This is a genomic window from Acinetobacter sp. 1424608 (assembly GCF_000588255.1).
Lineage (GTDB): Bacteria > Pseudomonadota > Gammaproteobacteria > Pseudomonadales > Moraxellaceae > Acinetobacter > Acinetobacter nosocomialis.
In genome coordinates this window covers 13,687-34,557 of record NZ_JFXL01000029.1, presented here as the reverse complement: position 1 = coordinate 34,557, position 20,871 = coordinate 13,687, and the positions used below count along the sequence as shown (strand labels likewise).

16 protein-coding genes, 6 pseudogenes and 1 other annotated feature are annotated in these 20,871 nt (G+C 39.4%); of the genes and pseudogenes, 14 read left to right on the top strand and 8 right to left on the bottom strand.

Going from position 1 to position 20,871, the window contains the following annotated elements; all coding sequences use genetic code 11:
• Both J678_RS23425 and J678_RS21835 read right to left on the bottom strand, forming a co-directional pair.
• Positions 1-758, bottom strand: a pseudogene (locus J678_RS23425) (IS3-like element ISAba22 family transposase); the annotation flags it as partial.
• Positions 759-821: 63 nt separating this feature from the next.
• Positions 822-1,322, bottom strand: a complete 501-nt coding sequence (locus tag J678_RS21835; protein ID WP_031997917.1) for a hypothetical protein — start codon at positions 1,320-1,322, stop codon at positions 822-824.
• A 199-nt stretch (positions 1,323-1,521) separates the two neighbouring features.
• Here J678_RS21835 and J678_RS21830 point away from each other — a divergent pair, with 199 nt between their 5' ends.
• From J678_RS21830 to J678_RS21810, 5 genes and pseudogenes are all read left to right on the top strand, one after another.
• Positions 1,522-1,824, top strand: coding sequence for a type II toxin-antitoxin system RelE/ParE family toxin (locus J678_RS21830; protein WP_000286963.1), 303 nt, complete (start codon positions 1,522-1,524; stop codon positions 1,822-1,824).
• Positions 1,825-2,106, top strand: coding sequence for an addiction module antidote protein (locus tag J678_RS21825; RefSeq protein ID WP_006582667.1), 282 nt, complete (start codon positions 1,825-1,827; stop codon positions 2,104-2,106).
• 291 nt (positions 2,107-2,397) lie between these two features.
• Complete coding sequence (locus J678_RS21820) at positions 2,398-3,606, top strand: IS256 family transposase (protein WP_006582666.1); 1,209 nt, start codon at positions 2,398-2,400, stop codon at positions 3,604-3,606.
• A gap of 42 nt (positions 3,607-3,648) precedes the next feature.
• Positions 3,649-6,315, top strand: coding sequence for an excinuclease ABC subunit UvrA (locus tag J678_RS21815; protein ID WP_002055446.1), 2,667 nt, complete (start codon positions 3,649-3,651; stop codon positions 6,313-6,315).
• A 161-nt stretch (positions 6,316-6,476) separates the two neighbouring features.
• A pseudogene (locus J678_RS21810) lies at positions 6,477-7,414 on the top strand (IS5 family transposase).
• A gap of 133 nt (positions 7,415-7,547) precedes the next feature.
• On the opposite strand, the gene J678_RS21805 reads toward J678_RS21810, so the two are convergent.
• From J678_RS21805 to J678_RS0104665, 4 genes and pseudogenes are all read right to left on the bottom strand, one after another.
• The gene (locus J678_RS21805) at positions 7,548-8,711 is read right to left on the bottom strand and encodes a zinc-dependent alcohol dehydrogenase (RefSeq protein WP_006582112.1); all 1,164 of its coding nucleotides are present in this window, start codon (positions 8,709-8,711) and stop codon (positions 7,548-7,550) included.
• A gap of 1,645 nt (positions 8,712-10,356) precedes the next feature.
• Positions 10,357-11,061 carry an IS6 family transposase gene (locus J678_RS21800; protein WP_025466852.1) on the bottom strand — a complete coding sequence of 235 codons (705 nt, stop codon included), beginning with the start codon at positions 11,059-11,061 and terminating at the stop codon, positions 10,357-10,359.
• On the bottom strand, positions 10,994-11,611 hold the full coding sequence (locus J678_RS21795) for a cation:proton antiporter (protein WP_079263707.1): 618 nt from the start codon (positions 11,609-11,611) through the stop codon (positions 10,994-10,996). Before J678_RS21795 ends, J678_RS21800 begins: the two co-directional genes overlap by 68 nt.
• 39 nt (positions 11,612-11,650) lie before the next feature.
• Positions 11,651-12,870, bottom strand: a pseudogene (locus J678_RS0104665) (IS3 family transposase).
• Positions 12,479-12,595 (bottom strand) — a sequence feature (AL1L pseudoknot). Its footprint overlaps the pseudogene before it by 117 nt.
• Before the next feature lie 75 nt (positions 12,871-12,945).
• On the opposite strand from J678_RS0104665, the pseudogene J678_RS0104660 reads away from it, so the two are divergent.
• From J678_RS0104660 to J678_RS21765, 6 genes and pseudogenes are all read left to right on the top strand, one after another.
• Positions 12,946-13,170: pseudogene (locus J678_RS0104660) on the top strand (IS1 family transposase); the annotation flags it as partial.
• Between the two features lie 14 nt (positions 13,171-13,184).
• Positions 13,185-13,335 (top strand): annotated as a pseudogene (locus J678_RS24050) (RNA-guided endonuclease TnpB family protein); the annotation flags it as partial.
• A 268-nt stretch (positions 13,336-13,603) separates the two neighbouring features.
• Positions 13,604-13,879, top strand: a complete 276-nt coding sequence (locus J678_RS21780) for a metal/formaldehyde-sensitive transcriptional repressor (RefSeq protein WP_001133624.1) — start codon at positions 13,604-13,606, stop codon at positions 13,877-13,879.
• A 21-nt stretch (positions 13,880-13,900) separates the two neighbouring features.
• On the top strand, positions 13,901-15,013 hold the full coding sequence (locus tag J678_RS21775; RefSeq protein WP_000842147.1) for an S-(hydroxymethyl)glutathione dehydrogenase/class III alcohol dehydrogenase: 1,113 nt from the start codon (positions 13,901-13,903) through the stop codon (positions 15,011-15,013).
• Positions 15,014-15,241: 228 nt separating this feature from the next.
• Entirely contained in the window at positions 15,242-16,072 is an 831-nt protein-coding gene (fghA, locus tag J678_RS21770) for an S-formylglutathione hydrolase (RefSeq protein WP_031956403.1), read from the top strand.
• A gap of 334 nt (positions 16,073-16,406) precedes the next feature.
• The gene (locus J678_RS21765) at positions 16,407-16,709 is read left to right on the top strand and encodes a putative quinol monooxygenase (protein ID WP_000920558.1); all 303 of its coding nucleotides are present in this window, start codon (positions 16,407-16,409) and stop codon (positions 16,707-16,709) included.
• An 85-nt stretch (positions 16,710-16,794) separates the two neighbouring features.
• On the opposite strand, the pseudogene J678_RS24045 reads toward J678_RS21765, so the two are convergent.
• Positions 16,795-17,124 (bottom strand): annotated as a pseudogene (locus J678_RS24045) (IS3 family transposase); the annotation flags it as partial.
• Positions 17,125-17,308: 184 nt separating this feature from the next.
• Between J678_RS24045 and J678_RS21760 the strand changes: the two are divergent.
• The 3 genes from J678_RS21760 (at position 17,309) to J678_RS21750 (ending at position 20,557) form a co-directional block, all read left to right on the top strand.
• Positions 17,309-18,466 (top strand): iron-containing alcohol dehydrogenase, encoded by a 1,158-nt coding sequence (locus J678_RS21760; RefSeq protein ID WP_000931663.1) that lies wholly within the window; start codon positions 17,309-17,311, stop codon positions 18,464-18,466.
• An 85-nt stretch (positions 18,467-18,551) separates the two neighbouring features.
• Complete coding sequence (locus tag J678_RS21755) at positions 18,552-19,229, top strand: type 1 glutamine amidotransferase domain-containing protein (protein ID WP_031956405.1); 678 nt, start codon at positions 18,552-18,554, stop codon at positions 19,227-19,229.
• Between the two features lie 200 nt (positions 19,230-19,429).
• Complete coding sequence (locus tag J678_RS21750; RefSeq protein ID WP_000655271.1) at positions 19,430-20,557, top strand: alkene reductase; 1,128 nt, start codon at positions 19,430-19,432, stop codon at positions 20,555-20,557.
• An 83-nt stretch (positions 20,558-20,640) separates the two neighbouring features.
• Here J678_RS21750 and J678_RS21745 read toward each other — a convergent pair whose 3' ends face one another.
• Positions 20,641-20,871 carry a hypothetical protein gene (locus J678_RS21745; protein ID WP_001087973.1) on the bottom strand — a complete coding sequence of 77 codons (231 nt, stop codon included), beginning with the start codon at positions 20,869-20,871 and terminating at the stop codon, positions 20,641-20,643.

Sequence of the window (20,871 nt, the reverse complement as noted above, 5' to 3'; positions counted from 1 at the left end):
CGTGTAAAGGTCTTTTACCGCTGCTAAGTACAGCCATCCTTCAACAGTCCATATGTACGTAATATCACTTGACCATGCTTGATTTGGTCTAGTCATTGAGAATTGTTGCTCCAGCAGGTTTTCATAGATCGCTCGATTATGGTCACTATTCGTAGTCCTTTTAAAACGCTTGTGTCGCTTACAATACAGGTGGTTCAGCGCTTTTATCTGACGTACAGCGTACATACTCATTTTTATACCCTGAGCTTGTAAGTATTTGGTTAATCGAATATAACCATAGCTCTGCCTTGTCTCCTCATGGGCTATTTTCACCAATATCGTCTGTTGATTTCGTTGAATCGTTCTTTTGCTCACGCCTCTCTTGAGCCAATCATAAAAACATGAAACTGAAACATGAAGTAATCGAGCCATTAAGGTAATTGGAAAAGAATATCTTTTTTGTTTCATATAGGCGTACCTTACTGACTTTCTTTGGCAAAGTACGCTGCTGCCTTTTTTAAAAATTCACGTTCCATTTCAGCTATTTTGAGCTGTTGTTTGAGTTTTTTATTTTCTTCGAGTAGAGCGTTTAGATCAGGTGAATACTGTTTTGTACCTGCTAAAGTTCCAGCCTTTGCTTTGGTATTCCAATTTGAAAGAGTTTGCATTGAAATGCTAAGTTGTCTAGCTGTTTCCGAGACATTGCCTTGATTGGCTTCAATTAATTTGATGGCTTCAGCTTTAAATTCTGTGGTGTAAGTCTTGTGTTTCTTGCTCATGGTAAACTCCTGATGAGTGTGTTTAGTTTACCAAGTTAAAACCTCCTGTTTTTTCAGCACACATCAATAGAAAACCTGTGTCATCAAATAGTTAAGACCTAAAATGTTTAGTGGAATTTTAGCTTCATAATTTAGATTCTGGTTAAATCTATTAATTTCTGAGATCATTCCATTATCATCTATATAAACTTCAAGTTGAGAATTCTCTGTACAAAAAGAATAAATAAACAACTTGTCTTCATTAAAAATATTTCCTGTTTCACGAAACACCATTTTTTCAACAAGAAATTTTTGTTTATCCTTACATAAAACAAATAAACGAGTCATTACTACTGCGTTAATAAATTTGTCAGCACTAGGAGTTGGCCAGCTTCTAAAGTTACCAATAACTGGAGATGAATCCTTTCTTAGTATTTTTCTGACAGGAATTTCGTACTCTGAAAAGTTAAAACCATTAATAGGTTGCCCATTTTCATTACTAATATGCTGTACACCATAACTAAAAGATGGATTAGGTTGATTGCTAACAGCATAAGTTGATGGATCTACGAATTTAGTTTGCATTAATTTCTCTGTAAATTATGGTGTAAATAAATTTTAAAGAAGACTAACAGATCCTGAATATCTTTATAAAAGAAAAATAGAAACTTCCACTAATTTTCTCCATTTAACATAATGGCTGTAATATGAAATTCAGTGCCTCAGGCCTAAAGAACCAAGTTTATGTCTTGCAAAAACGTATCCTATAGGATACATTTTGCTTATGTACTCAATATATACCACAGAAGCCTTTGATGATTGGTTTACCAAGTTAAAAGATCAACAGGCAAAAAGACGCATACAAGTCCGAATTGATCGGGTTGAAGATGGGAACTTTGGAGATACTGAACCAGTCGGTGAAGGTGTTTCTGAGTTACGTTTCTTCTTTGGACCTGGCTATAGGATTTATTACTGCAAGCAAGGGCAAAGGGTCGTTATTCTCTTAGCAGGCGGAGATAAGTCTACGCAAAGTAAAGATATAAAACTTGCCCTACAATTAGCACAAGATTTAGAGGAGGAGCTGTAAATGGCTATCAAACTTCGTAAATGGGATAGTGCTGAGCATCTTAAAACAGAAGAAGATATGCAAGCTTACCTACAAGCCTGTATCGATGAATCTAATGGTGATGCTGCATTCATTGCTAAAGCTTTAGGTAACATTGCTAAAGCTAAAGGAATGGCTCAATTATCACGAGATACAGGTCTAGGCCGAGAAAGTCTTTACAAAGCACTTTCTGGTGATGTTAACCCTAGTTTTGATACTGTGATTAAAGTTGTAAAAGCACTGAATTTACGCTTAACAATTTAAAAAAAGTTATTTAAAAATGGAGCTTTAAGCTCCATTTTTAAATTTCATATAAGGTGTATTATGTTAATTTTAAGAAAACTAAATAATTTAACCTTAAATATTTTTCATATCGGATTAACTCAAAGGAATAGATTTAAATGGACTAACTCCGTAAGTTAAAGTTTTTTGATTGATTTAATAAATTCAATAAATTGCGGCGAAAAATCTTTAAATAAAGGGACTGTTCTAAATTTTGTGTAAGTACTTAATTTTCATTCATCCTACTGAGGATAATAAAAAGAGGTACTTCACATGGATGAAGCTACAATCAAAAGTATGGCAGCTGAATTAGCTAAAGGTTTAAAAACTCCTGAAGATTTAAACCAAATGACAGCCATATTTAAAAAGTTCATGATCGAAACCGCTCTGAATACTGAGCCTTCTGAACATTTAGGCTATGAAAAGCATCAACCTAAGAAAGGATCTAATGCACGTAATGGTTTTAGCTCCAAAACAGTTCTAACACAAGATGGGCAGCTTGCTTTAGATATCCCTCGTGATCGTGACGGCTCTTTTGAACCACAGATTATTAAGAAGCATCAAACGCGCATTACTAGCATGGATGATCAAATTCTTTCGCTATATGCGAAAGGAATGACAAATAGAGAAATTGTTGCTTTTTTTAAAGAAATGTACGATGCCGATGTATCTGCCTCCCTTATTAGTAAGGTAACGGATGCTGTCATTGAACAAGTGACAGAATGGCAAAATAGAACACTCGATAGTCTTTATCCTGTTGTCTATTTAGATTGCATTGTTGTTAAGGTTCGTCAGCATTCAACAGTAATCAATAAATCAGTTTATTTAGCATTAGGCATTAACTTGGATGGCCAAAAAGAACTTCTTGGCAGGTGGCTTGCTCAAACAGAAGGTTCCAAATTCTGGCTGTCAGTCATGACAGAGCTTAAAAATCGAGGAGTGCAAGATATTCTTGTTGCCTGTGTAGACGGGCTAAAAGGCTTTCCTGATGCGATAGCCTCTGTCTACCCTCATACTGACATCCAGCTGTGTATCGTACATGTTGTACGCAATAGCCTGAGATTTGTGAGCTGGAAGGACTACAAAGCTGTAACAGCAGGATTGAAGGCGATCTATCAGGCAAGTACAGAGGAAAATGCTTTAAAGTCCCTAGATATCTTGTGCGATCAATGGAATCACCAGTATCCAAAAATTGGAGAATCCTGGCGGGCAAATTGGGAAAATATCCGAACGATCTTTAGCTATCCTGCTGAAATACGTCATGCGATTTATACAACAAATGCAATTGAATCATTGAATAGCGTGATCCGCCATTCAACTAAAAAGAGAAAGATCTTCTCTTCTGATGATTCAGTGAAAAAGGTCATTTATTTAGCAACTTCAAATGCTGCTAAAAAATGGACCATGCCAATTCAAAATTGGCGTTTAGCAATGAATTGGTTTACGATTCAGTTCGATGATCGATTAAAAGATCATTTATAAAAAATGGGACTAACACAAAATAATTTACAGGCTCCTAGAAACATGAAAATACATTCTTTTGGTGAACACAATAACATTACTTTATCTAATAATTGTATTGAAGTTCGAGGTGCACGTGAGCATAACCTTAAGGATGTAGATGTTTCTATCCCAAGAAATGCACTTGTTGTTTTCTCAGGTGTATCGGGTTCAGGAAAATCATCACTTGCTTTTGGAACTATTTTTGCTGAAGCACAAAGAAGATATTTCGAATCTGTTGCACCTTATGCAAGACGCTTAATAGATCAGGCCGGAGTACCAGATGTTGATGCTATTGATGGTCTACCACCAGCAGTAGCATTGCAACAACAACGTGGTGCAAGTAATACCCGTTCTTCTGTTGGAAGTGTAACAACTTTATCAAGTCTCGTGCGAATGATTTATTCGCGTGCTGGTGCATATCCTGCCGATCAGCCAATGTTATATGCCGAGGACTTTTCACCGAACACTCCTCAAGGTGCTTGTCCTACCTGTCATGGTTTAGGTCACATTTATGAAGTTACAGAATCGACAATGGTTCCTGACCCAACACTCAGTATTCGTGAGAGAGCTATCGCATCATGGCCACCTGCTTGGCACGGGCAAAACTTACGCGATATCCTAGTAACCCTAGGGTATGATGTTGATCGACCATGGAAAGATTTACCGCAATCGGATAGAGACTGGATTTTATTTACTGAAGAAACCCCAACAGTTCCTGTCTATGCTGGTTTAAGCCCCGCTGAGACTCAATCTGCACTTAAACGTAAACTAGAACCCAGCTATATGGGCACTTTCACTGGTGCTCGTCGCTATGTCCTTCATACTTTTGCTAATACCCAAAGTACGTTGATGAAAAAACGTGTTTCACGTTTTATGGAAGGAAAAATATGCCCTTCCTGTCATGGTAAACGCCTTAAACCAGAAGCCTTATCTATTACCTTTGCTGGAGTAGATATTGGTGAGTTTATGCAACTTTCTTTGGATAAGTTAACTTGCCTGCTTGAGCCCATTGTTCTAGGCAATTTCGACGCTCATGATGCTGGAGAAAAGACTAATAATAAAGTAACCCAACTTGATAGATCTGAACGAGCAACAACAGGTAGAGCAGTGCATTCTGTATCTCCAGATGTAAGACGTACGTCAGCACTTTCAGATGAAAAGAAAATTGCTGCGCAGCGTTTAGCAAATGGTGTGGTGGGGCGTTTAAATCAATTACGCCAGTTAGGTCTTAGTTATCTAACATTAGATAGAGCCACACCGACTCTTTCAGCGGGAGAGTTACAACGTTTGCGTTTAGCAACACAATTAAGTTCTATGCTATTTGGTGTAGTTTATGTACTGGATGAACCGTCTGCTGGATTACATCCTTCAGATAGTCAGTCATTATATGATTCTCTCGATAAATTAAGAGACGCTGGAAACTCCGTATTTGTTGTAGAGCATGATTTAGAGCTCATGCGTCGTGCTCAATGGTTAGTGGATGTTGGACCAGATGCAGGAGAGCAAGGTGGTAATATTTTATATAGTGGAGTACCTCAGGGTTTAAGTGAGATTTCAGCTTCACGTACTGCAAGTTATTTATTTAATAAAATCCCAGTTACTCAAAGTTATGGACGTACACCCTCTGGTTGGCTTGAACTTAACAATATTTACCGACATAACCTGCATAATATTGATGCTCGTATACCTCTTGGTGTACTTACAGCAGTTACAGGTATTTCAGGTTCAGGTAAATCTAGTCTCGTTTCTCAAGCTTTACCCGAGTTAGTACTTTCATATTTAGGCAATGAATCTGAAACTGAAAACAATAATGAAAATAATCCTTTAAATGAAGGAATGTTGGTTACCGAGGTTACACAGGGTTCTCTGGCTGGTGATGTGGAGGCTATACAGCGTCTGGTACAGGTTGATCAAAAACCAATTGGCCGTACTCCACGTTCTAATCTGGCAACTTATACGGGTTTATTTGATCATGTTAGAAAGTTATTTGCTGGGACTCCTGAAGCTCGCCAAGCTCATTATGATGCTGGACGTTTTTCGTTTAATGTGGCTAAAGGGCGATGTGAAACTTGTGAAGGTGAAGGCTTTGTCAGTGTAGAATTATTGTTTATGCCAAGTGTATATGCCCCTTGTACGACATGTCATGGTGCTCGATATAATGATGACACTCTGAAAATTCGCTGGAATGGACGTAATATTGCTGAAATATTAGGAATGACCGTCAATGAAGCACGTGATTTTTTTGATGGAGAGGTCTCGATTGCTCGTTCACTACAATTATTAAAGGAAATTGGCCTTGGTTATTTACGTTTAGGGCAACCAGCGACTGAACTATCTGGTGGAGAAGCGCAACGTATTAAATTGGCGACCGAGCTGCAACGCAATCAGCGTGGAAATACACTGTATATACTTGATGAGCCAACTACAGGTTTGCATCCATCAGATGTAGATCGATTGTTAGTTCAATTGCAGCGATTAGTCGATGCGGGTAATACCGTGGTTATGATTGAGCATGATATGCGTGCCGTTGCACAAGCAGATTGGGTGATTGATGTGGGACCAGGTGCTGGAAATGCTGGTGGGAATATTGTTGTGGCAGGAACACCAAAACAAATAACAGAAAATCAAGATAGCCGTACTGCTCCATATTTAGTTAATGAGTTAGTGAGTCGTGATACTAAACATTGATATTGCGAGTGGGTAGAATAAAACCTTAAATTAAAAACCTGTAAAATCAATCAGATATTTTTTTAGGTGGTGTGTGAGCATGAAATCTAAAATTTTTTTCAACTAAGGGCTTTGTTGCACAAACCTATTTCTAAAGGCTTATTCCACAATATAATTTTCAAATGAATAAGCCCGCACCTAAAATCTACCGCACAACCAATTGGCCCGCATATAACCGAGCACTCATGAGTCGCGGAAATATTGCCATTTGGTTTGATCCTGTTACGCAATGGTATGCGCCATCAAAAGGCAAACAAGGGCGAAATCAAACCTACTCCGACGCAGCCATCCAATGCTGCTTAATGATTAAATCCTTATTTCGTCTGTCTTTACGTATGGTTACTGGCTTTGTGCAAAGTCTGATTAAACTTTGCGGATTAAATTGGATAGCTCCAGATTACACTACGCTTTGTAGAAGACAAAAGCATATTGATATTGTAATCAGCTACCAAAAAAGTAGAGATGGGCTGCATCTACTCATGGGCTCTACAGGCATGGAGTTTGTAGGTGAGGGTGAATGGAAGCGCAAGAAACATGGACCTGAATATCGTCGCCAATGGCGTAAACTACATATTGGTATAGATGCCAAAACCCTGCAAATACGAGCATTTCAGCTTACAACCAATAATGTCAGTGATTCACCGGTGCTTGGTGATTTACTTAATCAGATTCCACAAGATGAGCGGATTGACTCTGTTTATACCGATGGAGCTTATGACACCAAGCAATGCCGTCAGGTCATTGCAATTGCAGATCGGCAAGCGCATGCGGTGATTCCACCTAGAAAAAATGCGAAACCATGGAAAGATACAAAGAGTAGCTCGCTAGAACGAAATGAATTACTTCGAACAGTTAAACGTTTAGGCAGGATACTATGGAAAAAATGGTCAGGCTATCATTGGCGAAGTTGGTTGAAACTAAGATGCATTGCATCAAATTATTAGGAGATAAACTCAGTGCAAGGAGTTTTGATAGCCAAGTCAATGAGATTCATGCACGTGTAGCAGTGCTCAACAGATTTACGGAATCAGGTCGACCATTTACCCAAGTTACGCCTTAAATTTGGCTCAATTAGGGGCGCTTTGCATTTCAAATCTTTGTGCAACAAAGCCCTTAAAAACAAGAAAAAGAGGATTGATAAAATGATGATAAAAAATAAAAAAGCGCCTGATGGCGCTTTCCTTTAATCATATTTATGGCGTCAGAATTACTTTACGACAGTCTTCTTCTTTTTTATCAAAAATACGGTAACCTTCCGCAGCATCTTCCAGTTTCATGCGATGGGTAATAATCAGATCTGGAGACAGATCTCCATTTTCGATATGTTCTAGCAACTGCGGCAAGTAATTATGCACATGAGTTTGTCCCATTTTAAAGGTTAAACCTTTGTCAAAGGCATCACCAAACAGGAAGCCGTGAATTGGACCGGCATAAACTCCAGGTACACTCACCACACCGCCGCGGCGGACCGCTGCAATACATTGTCTTAACGCTGAACCACTCGAACCTTCTAATTTCAGGTTAGTCATTACAGTTTCCAGCATGCTGCCTTTGGCTTCAAAACCGACCGCATCAATGACGGCATCGACTCCACGATAACCCGTGGTATTTTGAATGATAAATTCAGCGGCATCGACTTCATCAAAATTGACCGGAATCACCCCATAGGTTTGATGTGCGAAACTCAGACGATAAGGATGGTGATCGACCATAAAAATCTGCTCGGCACCGAGCATCCGCGCACAGGCAGCAGCCAGCAGACCGACTGGGCCAGCACCATAAATCGCCACACTGGAACCTCGACCAACTTGGGCATTTTTCACTGCTTGCCAGGCGGTTGGCAGAATATCAGTCAGGAATAATACTTTTTCATCAGGCAGGGAACCTGGCACTTTAAATGGTCCGATATTGCCCTTGGGAATCCGTACATATTCAGCCTGACCACCCGGTATACCACCATACAGATGGCTAAAGCCAAATAAAGCTGCCCCTGGTGGAATCTGTTTTTTATTGAGAATTGCACCACGGCCGGTATTGGTATTTTCACAGGCAGCCATTAGTTCATGTTCACAGAAAAAACAGTGACCACATGCAATCACGAAAGGAATAATTACCCGGTCGCCTTTTTTGACTTCTGTGACTTCAGGGCCGACTTCTTCTACAATTCCCATAAATTCATGGCCGAAAATATCTCCATCTTCAGTGGCCGGAATTTTACCCCGGTATAGGTGCAGATCTGAGCCACAGATGGCAGTCGCTGTCACCCTTAAAATGACGTCATCTGGTTCCTGAATCACTGGATCTGGAACGGATTCAACTCGTACATCCCGAGCACCATGATAGGTAAGAGCACGCATGCGGATTTCCTCTTTCTAGTTCAACATTAAACAGACTCGTATCAAGGCTGCCAAAAATAAAAAACACTTTTATTAGAGCCTTATGCACCAAGAAATCGCTGTAAATTAATGTATGAAATAAGACATCCGAGTGTTTAAAAAATAAACTTATATAGGGTTTACGTAATTCGTGACCTTATGTGTCGAATGAATAGAAAAGAATTAAAGAAACATCTAGTAATTTCTATAACTTATAGATTGTTAATTCTGTGCTATCTATTATTTTTAGAAATAAATGTCCCTAACATAATCATAGAGGTACTAACTCCCCCTATTACTAAACTCATGAGTATTATTTCTATACTTAATATCTCTGTCCAATGGCTATGGTCACTCCACGGAATATATATGCCATGTCCAAATAAAAAATTTATAGTGCATAAAATAAGGAAGCTAATGAGAGTGGATATTATCAAGGTAACTATAAGATTTTTCCAAACCTCCTTATTTTTAGAAAGAGTTATTACTTTAATCGTTATACTCTGTAAATAAATATCGTAGATTTCAGCTCTAAAAATTTGATTTATTTAACAATATTTTAGTATTTGGCGTATTTTGCCACTGAATATTATTTGATTAGTACACAAAATAGTGAACAGAAACTAGCTGTGGTTTCTTGTTGGCTTTCAAAGATCTTTAGTTTATAAGCCCACCTCACTTTCCTTGAGTGGGCTTTTTTTTATGCTATTGCTTCGCTCGGCAAATATTTTTTAAACAAAAAAATGATAAAGAAGCCTTTTAGATACATCTTTTAAACATTTTGATTCATATTGCATTTATAATAAATATGCTAACTAGTTGTTCCATTCCCTCAGAGGTTAGTAAAAACTATTGTTTCAGCATGAAATAATGATTTGGCCCACTTCTGTGGGTTTTTTAATGCCTTAAAACGCTCTCGTTTGCCCTCTAAGGTCTTTTTCATTTCATATTTTTTACAATTATGATTAGTCAAGAAATGGATCAGATATGAAGTTAACGCGCTTAAATGGTTTAATCACTTATAATTGATTCATGAATCCTTTGTTTTTCCTTGTCATTTTCTATCTTAACGGCTAAGGCTAATACAATTATCATTGTGATGAGACAGATTATTTTGATCTTCATTTTTCTGCCTCCACTTAGAAATAACTTAATGAATATTAGCATTTTAACTCGATACTTTGAAGTATGATTAAGCCTTGTTTCAAAGTCGAGTTATTTTGCGAGGCGGTGATCTCATTAGTAATGATAAAAAATAAGTAATGTACCACTCACCTGATATTTTTTAGGGTCGATTAGGCACCAGTCATAGGTTTTTTCTTTAATGTTATTCGGTTCAAATAAGTACACAGCTTTTTAGCCATAATTCTGATTAATATTTTTCCATCACACTCTTTGATTTGTAGCGGATATTTTTAAGTATAGTCATATCAACTCTATGTTCGTCTAGTTCATCTTTGCTTGGTACATACAGGAATATTGCCAAAAAGAACACCATAAGAGAGCTTGTAATCAGAGAAAAGGTAGGGGCAAAATTTTAATGCCAGTTGATCGCTCGTAGATACTCGCTCGGTTCGGCACTGTTGCAAATAGGGATCTGAGTCGATGATTTTCCCTTCAAAAAAGCTTAGAGACCGAAAACTTTATTTACTAGCCAAACTTCTCCTAGAATATTACCGTTATAAAATAATGAAGCTTGTGCTTTGCGTAGAGCACGCATAACCTCAATACCTTTAATTGTGGCATAAGCCGTTTTCATAGACTTGAATCCCAACGTAGCCTTGATGATCCGTTTAAGCTTGCCATGATCACATTCAATCACGTTATTCTTGTATTTAATCTGTCGATGCTCCAGATCTTCAGGACACTTTCCTTCGTGTTTTAGTCGCGACAAAGCACGGCCATAGGTATGAGCCTTATCAGTGTTTATGACTCGTGGAATCTGCCATTTTTTGACATGATTCAAAATCTTACCAAGAAAACAATAAGCTGAATGGGTATTTCGTCTAGCAGAAAGATAGAAATCAAGAGTATGGCCACGTTGGTCAACTGCTCGGTATAGATATGCCCATTTGCCATTCACTTTTACGTAAGTTTCATCCAGATGCCATAAATGTCGATCTTTAGGATTACGCCAATACCAACGTAAACGTTTTTCCATTTCAGGAGCATAACGCTGAACCCAACGATAAATCGTGGTGTGATCGACATTTACTCCCCGTTCAGCGAGCATTTCCTGAAGTTCACGATAGCTGATGCCATATTTACAGTACCAACGGACGGCCCAAAGAATGATTTCGCCCTGAAAATGACGACCATGGAAAGCATTCATCTGCTGATCCTTTAGCTAAAAGAGTATTTAGCTTACCATCAGCAGCTATTTGCAACAGTGCCACAATTGCCAATAAAGGGACAATCAACAAGTCTTCAAACAGCAGAATCGAGACAATTTTTTGTCCGCGTGGTTGAGCAATGTCTCCACGATCTCCCAAAAGTTGCATTACAATTGCAGTCGAGGTGAGTACAAAGCCTGCAGCACACACAAAACTCACTTGCCAAGAATAGCCATAGACCAAGCCTACAGCCGTTAGCCCCAATGAACAGGCACTAATTTGTAATGTACCTAATCCAAAAATTTCTTTTCTTAAACTCCATAAATACGATGGACGCATTTCTAGTCCAATCACAAACAGATACATCACAATACCAAGCTCAGCGATATGCAGAATAGACGCAGAATCGTAGAAAAATGCCAGTCCAAATGGACCAATAATTAATCCTGCAATTAAATATCCCAATACCGAGTTTAATCCTAGGCGCTTGATTAAGGGGACTGCGATCACTGCAGCCGTGAGCAATATGACAGGGGATAGAAGGCTGATTGAAACGTACCGGGTTTGTCGGAGACTTTTTTATTTAAGTTAGGCCACCTGACCTAACGGGTTAATCTTATCATAGTACATTGCTTCAAACTCAAAAGGCGATACATAACCCAGTGCACTGTGTACACGCTTTTTATTGAACCAATCTACCCAGTTTAGTGTCGCAAGTTGTACATCTGCTAAACCTTGCCAAACTGCTTTTAGATATTCAATCACCTATGTTTTGTATAAGCCATTCACCGTTTCAGCCAAAGCATTATCGTATGAATCGCCTGTCGTACCGACTGATGCTCGTAAATTTGCTGCTTCTAAACGATTGGTATAGCGAATGGAAAGATATTGCACACCTCTGTCGGAATGATGAATCACATTCTTTGGCATGCCTCGATCATGCAATGCTTGCTCCAATGCATCGAGCACCATATCTGTATTCATCCGTGTAGATACTTTCCATCCAACAATTGCTCGTGAAAACACATCAATAATAAAGGCGGTATAGACCCAGCCTGAATGAGTTTGAATATACGTAAAGTCACCGACCCATAGTTGGTTTGGATGATCAGCACTAAAATTACGTTTCACTAAATCATCTGCCCGTTTTTGGTCATCTCGGCTACGGGTAGTTTGTTTATTCTTACCACGCCAAACACCTTGTATACCTAGCTTCTGCATCAATCGAGCAACTGTACAACGTGCAATCACATAGCCTTCACGTTTCAGTTGTTGCCAGACCTTACGCACACCGTATCGACCTGAACTTTCTTTCCAAATTCGCTTGATCTCCTCAGCATGATGCAAGTCATGTAAATCTCGTTTCGCTCGATGTTCTGGATTTACTGTGAGATCTAAAGTCCGGTAATAGGTTGAAGGTGCGATCGGTAAAATTCTACAAATCGCCTCGACTCCGTACAGCTGTTTATTATTATGGATAAAATCCACCATTATTTGTGTGGGCGGTCGAGCTCCGCCTGGGCGAAAAAAGCGGCTGCTTTACGTAGAATCTCATTGGCGCGTTGCAGTTCTTTATTTTCGCGTTCGAGTTGTTTGATACGTTCTTGGTCTGAAAGCTGCTGTACTTTAACTGGATTTTGTTTATCTAAATATTTTTGATACCAAACACGTAGTGTTTCAGGACTACAACCTATCTTGGGAGCAATAGCGGTGATCGCAGCCCAATTCGATGGATAATCTTTTTCAGATTCAATCAATAATTGAACCGCTCTTTCTCTGATTTCAGGGGTATATTTTAATTTTGTCATCGGGATAGTCTCTCAGAATATTGACTCTCCGACAAACCCGGTACGGTTCACTACTTTGAAAAGTGATATGTGCTGAAAAAAACAGGAGAAATTGTTACTTATGTTTGGGGTAAAAGAGATATAGCTATAGTCCAACGACTAAAGGAAAAGTTGAAACAGTTAAGTATTCACTATACCCGAATTTCAAGTAATCAATGGGATAGTTTTATCACTGCATTTAAAGACTGTCAGCAAAGTATTGGTAAGTTTTTCACTATAGGTATTGAGGGAAATAATTGCAAAATAAGGTATCGGATTAGATGTGTTAGTTCAGTATTGAGTGTGGCTTTAGCAAGAATACGGATATTAATGCTTCTCGCAATATTCTAGCGGTAGGACATACCACTTTGTCTGTGGAGGAAAGATGCGGTAAAGGTCGCTTTGTGAAGCAGAAAGCATGCCTAAATCCGTGAGGAAGTCGCCTAAGAGCTTTTGCTTTTAAAATCCCTGAGAAACATGTTTCGTAAAGAGTTAGTTGAAAGTGGGGGGAGTATGTTAGAAGTTTAATTTTATAAGCTATTGTAAAGATTCGGAAAGTTAATTATAGCATCCAATTGCAGAGCCAATAGTGACTTCATTTAATCTCAGCATACTTTTTGAAACACTACCTAAATTTTTAAGGTTTATAAAAAATATTGTTCTTTTTTATACTATGGGGTACTATAGTATCAATGCTAGCAAATAAGGAGGTCTGATGCCTAATCAGGTCGAAGACAAAAAAAAGATTCTTCTACGCGTCAGAAAGATCAAAGGTCAGACACAAGCGATTGAAAAAGCGCTAGAAGACAATGTGGAATGTGGTGCGATTCTGCAACAAATATGCTCTGTGCGTGGTGCTATTAATGGTCTAATGAATGAGATGTTAGAGGTTCATTTAAAGGACACTTTAGTATCAGGTGAAACCACAGAACAACAACGAAAAGAAGAATTGGCTGAAATCGCCAAGATTCTAAAATCATATTTAAAATAGATCTGTATAAGGAATTATTCCATGAAGTCACGTGCTGCCGTTGCGTTTGGTCCTGGTCAACCTCTTCAAATTGTTGAAGTTGATGTTGCACCACCGAAGAAAGGTGAAGTATTAATCAAGATTTCCCATACCGGTGTGTGTCATACAGACGCATTTACTTTATCTGGCGATGATCCTGAAGGCGTTTTTCCGGCTATTCTCGGGCATGAAGGTGCTGGTGTCGTAGTTGAGGTTGGTGAAGGCGTGACTAGCGTCAAACCAGGTGATCATGTAATTCCACTTTACACCGCTGAATGTGGCGAGTGCCTATTCTGTAAATCTGGAAAATCGAACTTGTGTATTTCCGTTCGAGAAACTCAAGGTAGAGGCGTAATGCCAGATGGCACCACTCGTTTTTCCTACAATGGTCAACCGATTTACCACTATATGGGCTGCTCAACGTTCAGTGAATACACGGTAGTGGCAGAAGTATCATTGGCTAAAATCAATCCTGAAGCCAATCACGAACATGTCTGCTTACTAGGTTGTGGTGTAACAACGGGTATCGGTGCAGTACACAACACGGCTAAAGTACAAGAAGGTGATAGTGTTGCGGTCTTTGGTTTAGGTGGTATTGGTCTAGCAGTCGTACAAGCCGCACGTCAAGCTAAAGCAGGACGTATTATTGTGGTTGACATGAATCCAGATAAATTTGTGCTGGCAAAAGAGTTTGGCGCAACGGACTTCTTGAACCCTAAAGACTACGATAAACCAATCCAGCAAGTCATTGTCGAAATGACTGGTTGGGGTGTAGATCATTCATTTGAATGTATTGGCAACGTGAATGTAATGCGTGCAGCCCTTGAAAGTGCACACCGTGGCTGGGGACAATCTGTAATTATTGGTGTAGCTGGCGCAGGTCAAGAAATCTCTACCCGTCCATTCCAACTGGTTACTGGTCGTAAATGGCTAGGTTCTGCGTTTGGTGGCGTAAAAGGTCGTACGCAACTTCCAGGAATGGTTGAAGATGCCATGAAAGGTAAAATTCAATTAGAACCATTTGTGACACATACGATGGGCTTGGATCAGATCAATGAAGCCTTTGATCTAATGCATGAAGGTAAGTCAATTCGTACTGTAATTCATTACGAATAATTCCGTCAGACCTTATAGTTTTCCATGCATGTGCATCATGAATGACATGCATGGAATCCTCTAAAACGGCACATTATCTGTAAAACCCATCTATCTGTGTAGGCATCGTGTATAGGTTCAACAAACCTGCCTACATTTTAAATCTTAATCACTATTCTCTGTGGAGAATGACAGACTCTTTGTTTACTCGATTTCTCATGAAGTCTTGCTCAACATAGGTAATTGATTATGGAAATAATTGAGAAACATGCTTCTTTTGGTGGATCGCAAGAAGTGTATTGCCATCAGTCAACAGCATTAAACTGTTCAATGAAATTCTCAATATATCTGCCACCTCATGACAAAGATGAGCAGTTGCCAGTTTTATATTGGTTATCAGGGCTGACTTGCAACGAACAGAACTTTATTACTAAAGCCGGAGCACAAAAGTATGCGGCTGAACATAAAGTCATTATTGTTGCACCAGATACCAGCCCACGTGGAGAAGATGTACCAGATCATGCAGATTATGATTTAGGCCAAGGTGCAGGATTCTATGTGAATGCAACACAAGCACCCTGGTCACAGCATTTCAAAATGTATGATTATATTGTGGAAGAGCTCAGAAATCTGATTGACCTGAATTTTCCGACCAACCAAGTCCAAAGCATTATGGGGCATAGCATGGGTGGTCATGGTGCATTAGTCATTGGGTTAAAAAACCCTGAGCTGTATAAAAGTATTTCTGCTTTTGCACCAATTGTTGCACCTAGCCAAGTACCTTGGGGGAAAAAGGCTTTCACACACTACCTAGGTGAAAACGAAACTTTATGGAAAAGCTATGATGCGATTGAATTAATCAAAAACGCTGAAGTTCATTTACCTATTTTAGTCGATCAAGGAACAGCTGATGATTTTCTTGAAGAACAGTTAAGGCCTAAGCTTCTTAGTGATATTTGTTTGGAACAAGAATATCCTCTTACACTTAACCTAAGAGAAGGGTATGACCATAGCTATTACTTCATTGCGAGCTTTATAGAGAAACATATAGAGTTTCACAGCAAATTCCTAGCTAAATAACTTTCATAGATATGAGGATGTACAATATTGTTCTTGAATGCTTCTTGAGCAATATAATTTCCAGATGAAGAGGTCAGCTTATAAAGCTAAGGTAGAGTCAATTGATCCTTATATAAATAAGATTGAATTTAATCATCTCATATCTTGATTTTTTGATTCAAATGTTAATGATATTAACTTGAATAAATTCATAGCATTATGTCGAAATAAAAACCTAAATTTTGGCTCAGCTATGGGAATTTTTTCTAACTTTTATACAACAAAACTTTCTGACATGCATACATTAGCAATGTCAGAATCAGTTTGAATTCTAATCAATTATGGAGTTTTAGTCATGCTTAAAACAGCTTTATATGTCCGTCTTGAAGCTAAACCGGGTAAAGAAGACGAAGTGGAAGCTTTTCTTAAAGCCGGTTTACCTATTGTAATGGAAGAACCTGCGACAGTTGCGTGGTTTGGCCTACGTCTTGGACCTACAACATTTGGTATTTTTGATGCATTTCCTGATGAGGCGGGTCGCCAAGCGCATTTATCTGGCAAGGTTGCAGCTGCGTTGATGGCTCAGGCCGAAGAGCTATTTTCAGAGCCACCGTCTATTGAAAAAGTAGATGTTTTGGCGAGTAAACTACCAGCTTAAACCGATGCTTAAATGTATGAGGGTGCTGTCTGAAATTTTGAATGTAAGGCAGCACTTCAACCCTATGATGTTTGTCAGAGGCTTTCTATTCAAGTTGGGCTACTTTATTTAATGGCTTAATCTCATCATTTACAAGGGTCAATATCCAAAACAGGGTAAATAAACAAATGCAACTATTTACACGCTTTATATTGAACCAATCTATCTAATTTACTGTCGCATTTGTACATCTGCTAAACCGTGCCAATCTGCTTTTAAAATATTTAATCATTGCTATTTTGTATGAGCCATTCACTGCTTTAGCCAATGCGTTCACGACCATGTCAGTAGTCATGCGTGTTGATACCTTCCATTCAACAATCGCTCGTGAAAATACATCAATAATAAAAGTGGTATAGAACAAGCCTGAATGTGTTTAACCATCACTAAGGTCGGCAAGCTGAAATAATTTTTATAAAAATAGACGACTGGTCTATTTTTGTGTATAGTTAGCACATAGTGCAGTCAAAAGCCGCAGTGTTGTCCAATTTTTTTAAAGTTTATTTGATGAATAACGGTGGTTTTTCAAATCAATTAGCTGATCATCCTAGGATAAAAATATGTTGAATTTTAACTTTTATAATCCGACTCGCATTATTTTTGGTGGCGATACAATAGCTAAAATCAATGACTATGTGCCTACAGAAGCAAAAGTATTAATGTTGTTTGGTGGTGAAAGTGCACGTAAGAATGGTACTTTAGCTGAGGTGCGTGAAGCATTAGGTGCAAGAGAAATTCATGAATTTGGCGGAATTGAGCCGAATCCGAGTTATGAAACCCTCATGAAAGCTGTAGAGCTGATTCGAGAACAAAAGATAGATTTCTTGATGGCTGTCGGTGGCGGATCGGTAATTGATGGTACTAAATTTATTGCAGCAGCAGTCAATTATACAGGGGATACATGGGAGATTTTAGAAACCCATGGTACTAAAATTACTCAAGCTTTGCCTTTTGCGAGTGTACTCACCCTTCCGGCAACTGGTTCAGAAATGAATAGCGGTGGGGTAGTAACCAGAAAATCGACCCAAGCCAAATTGTCATTTAACAGCCCCTATGTTTTTCCGCAATTTTCCGTACTGGATCCGAATAAAACTTTTAGCTTGCCGACGCGCCAATTAGCAAATGGCGTGGTCGATGCATTTGTTCATGTCATGGAACAGTACTTAACTTACCCTGTCAATGCACAAGTACAAGATCGTTTTGCCGAAGGTCTATTGCAAACTCTGATTGAGATTGGACCGAAAATCTTGGAAGATTCAGCAGATTATGACACGCGTGCGAATTTGATGTGGGCTGCTAGCATGGCACTGAATGGGCTAATTGGAGCTGGTGTACCACAAGATTGGTCAACTCATTTGATTGGGCATGAGCTCACGGCTTTACATGGTATTGATCATGCTCGTACCTTGGCCATTGTGTTGCCGGCCAATCTACAAGTGCGTCGTCAAGAGAAGCGAGAAAAATTACTACAGTATGCAGCTCGAGTCTGGCAGATTGTCGAAGGTGATGAAGAACAACGTATTGATACTGCTATTGCTCGTACTCGAGCCTTCTTTGAGCAACTTGGATTGCCGACTCGTCTTAGCGATTATGGACTGGGGGAGACAGATATTGAGATCATCATTACGCAACTTAAATCACACAATCTTACACAGCTAGGCGAACATAAAACTGTTTCATTAGAGATCAGTCGCCAAATTCTCGAGACGAGTATCTAAATAAGCGTATCTGTCATGGTCACGTTACACGACAAGTGATCATGCAACAATGCTCCTCAATCCTGAAAAATATCGGAGAAATAACATGAAAATTTTAATCGTTTTAACCTCACATGATCAACTTGGCAATACTGGTAAGAAAACAGGTTTCTGGCTAGAAGAACTTGCTGCACCGTATTACACCTTTATTGACTCTGGTGCTGAAGTTACGCTGGCGTCGCCTCAAGGTGGGCAGCCACCACTAGATCCTAAAAGTAATTTAGCCGATGCGCAAACTGAAGCCACTCATCGTTTTGAAGCTGATCCAACTGCAATGCAAGCATTGGCACAGACGCATAAACTTAGCGAAATTTCTGTAGCTGATTATGATGCAGTGTTTTATCCAGGCGGGCATGGTCCATTGTGGGATTTAGCAGAAGATCCGATTTCAATTTCTCTGATTGAACAGGCGATTCAGTCTGGCAAACCTGTTGCAGCAGTGTGTCATGCCCCAGGTGTTCTTCGTCATGTGAAAGCGAGTAATGGAGCGCCTTTAGTCAGCGGTAAATTAGTCACTGGTTTTAGCAATACTGAGGAGGCTGCTGTAGGCTTGACTGAAATTGTACCATTTTTAGTCGAAGACATGCTTAAAGAAAATGGTGGTCATTATTCTAAAGTAGATGATTGGCAAGTACATGTTCAAGTAGATGGCTTGCTGGTTACTGGACAAAATCCAGCCTCTTCTGCTGCAACTGCTACAGCATTACTTCAATTGTTGAAATAAAGAGTAGCTAGCGTCTGTTGTGGTGCTTAGCAGTGAATAACTTCTGACTCTGAGCAACGGGCGCAATAAGCAAAATAACCCTCACTTAATGGTGGAGGGTCTGAGTTAATAGCTTTCTTTCCTTTATTTTTCTATATACAGGAAGGAAGGGTATTTTTTAATTTAGATCAATTAAGTCATGATTACTTGGATACAATGAAGTGAAAGACAGCATACTTTTTCAAAACTTAAGCTTAGGCCCTTATGTTTTGCGAAACCGTATTGTATTGCCACCATTAACGCGGTCGCGCAGTACTCAGCCAGGGAATATTCCAAATGAACTGATGGCAACCTATTATCAACAGCGTGCCGGGGCAGGATTTATGGTCACCGAAGGTACGCAAATCGAGCCACGTGGTCAAGGCTATGCTTGGACTCCCGGTATTTACAGCCCTGAACAGATTGCTGGATGGCGTAAAGTGACTGAAGCAGTGCATGCTAAAGGAGGCATTATTTTTGCACAACTTTGGCATGTTGGGCGTGTTTCACATACATCTTTGCAACCTAATCATGCATCACCGGTCGCACCCTCGGCTATTAGGGCTGATAGTAATGTTAAAGTGTTTATTGAGACCGGGCCTAATGCTGGGACTTTGGCTGATCCTTCAATGCCACGTGCTTTAAGCAATGCAGAAGTTAAAGAATTAGTGCAACTCTATGCTCAAGCAGCACGCAATGCCTTGGCTGCTGGTTTTGATGGAGTTGAAATTCATTGTGCAAATGGTTATTTGGTGAATCAATTTATCTCTGCACATAGTAACCACCGTGAAGATGAATATGGTGGATCACTAAACAATCGTTTGCGTTTTTTACGTGAAGTAGTAGAGGCAGTTGCTGAGGTGGTTGGTGCAGATCGTTTAGGAGTGCGTTTTGCCCCGCTATTTGAAAGTACAGAGGAAGATCGTGTTTACATAGGGTTGGTTGAAGATGATCCACATGTGACTTATATTGAAGCCATAAAAATACTTGAAGAAGTTGGGATTGCCTATTTATCGATTGCAGAAGCTGATTGGGATAATGCACCAGAACTTCCTCATGATTTTCGTAGAGATGTCAGAGACACTTTCAGTGGTCGGATTATTTATGCAGGTCGATATACGGCAGAAAGAGGGACTCGAATTTTAGAGGCAGGACTGGCCGATTTAATTGCATTTGGACGCCCATTTATTGCGAATCCAGATTTACCCGATCGCATCGCCAATGGCTGGCCATTGAATCCAGTAGATGCAAGCACTATGTATGGTGGGACAGAAAAAGGCTATATTGATTATCCAGCTTACGCAGATTAGTATTGACTAAGTGAGTTATTTTGCCAACCTTTGTGGTTGGCAAAATAAGGACTTAGGATTGCTGTTGCCAGCATAAATTCTTCTTAAAACAAATTCTTAAAATTTTTTAGCTGTGTAATGAGCCAACCTGCCAGTGGGAAAGAAATCAGTTGCGTTACTGGCACTAATACTATGACTTCAATCAACACCATCATCGGGAAACTTTGATGCTGAGTAATTGGCTTTAATAAAGTGAGTACCAGTAATAGTGTGGGATATAAGCCTAAATATCCAACTAAAATACGAGTCATGAGGGCTTTAGAAGGAGAATTCAT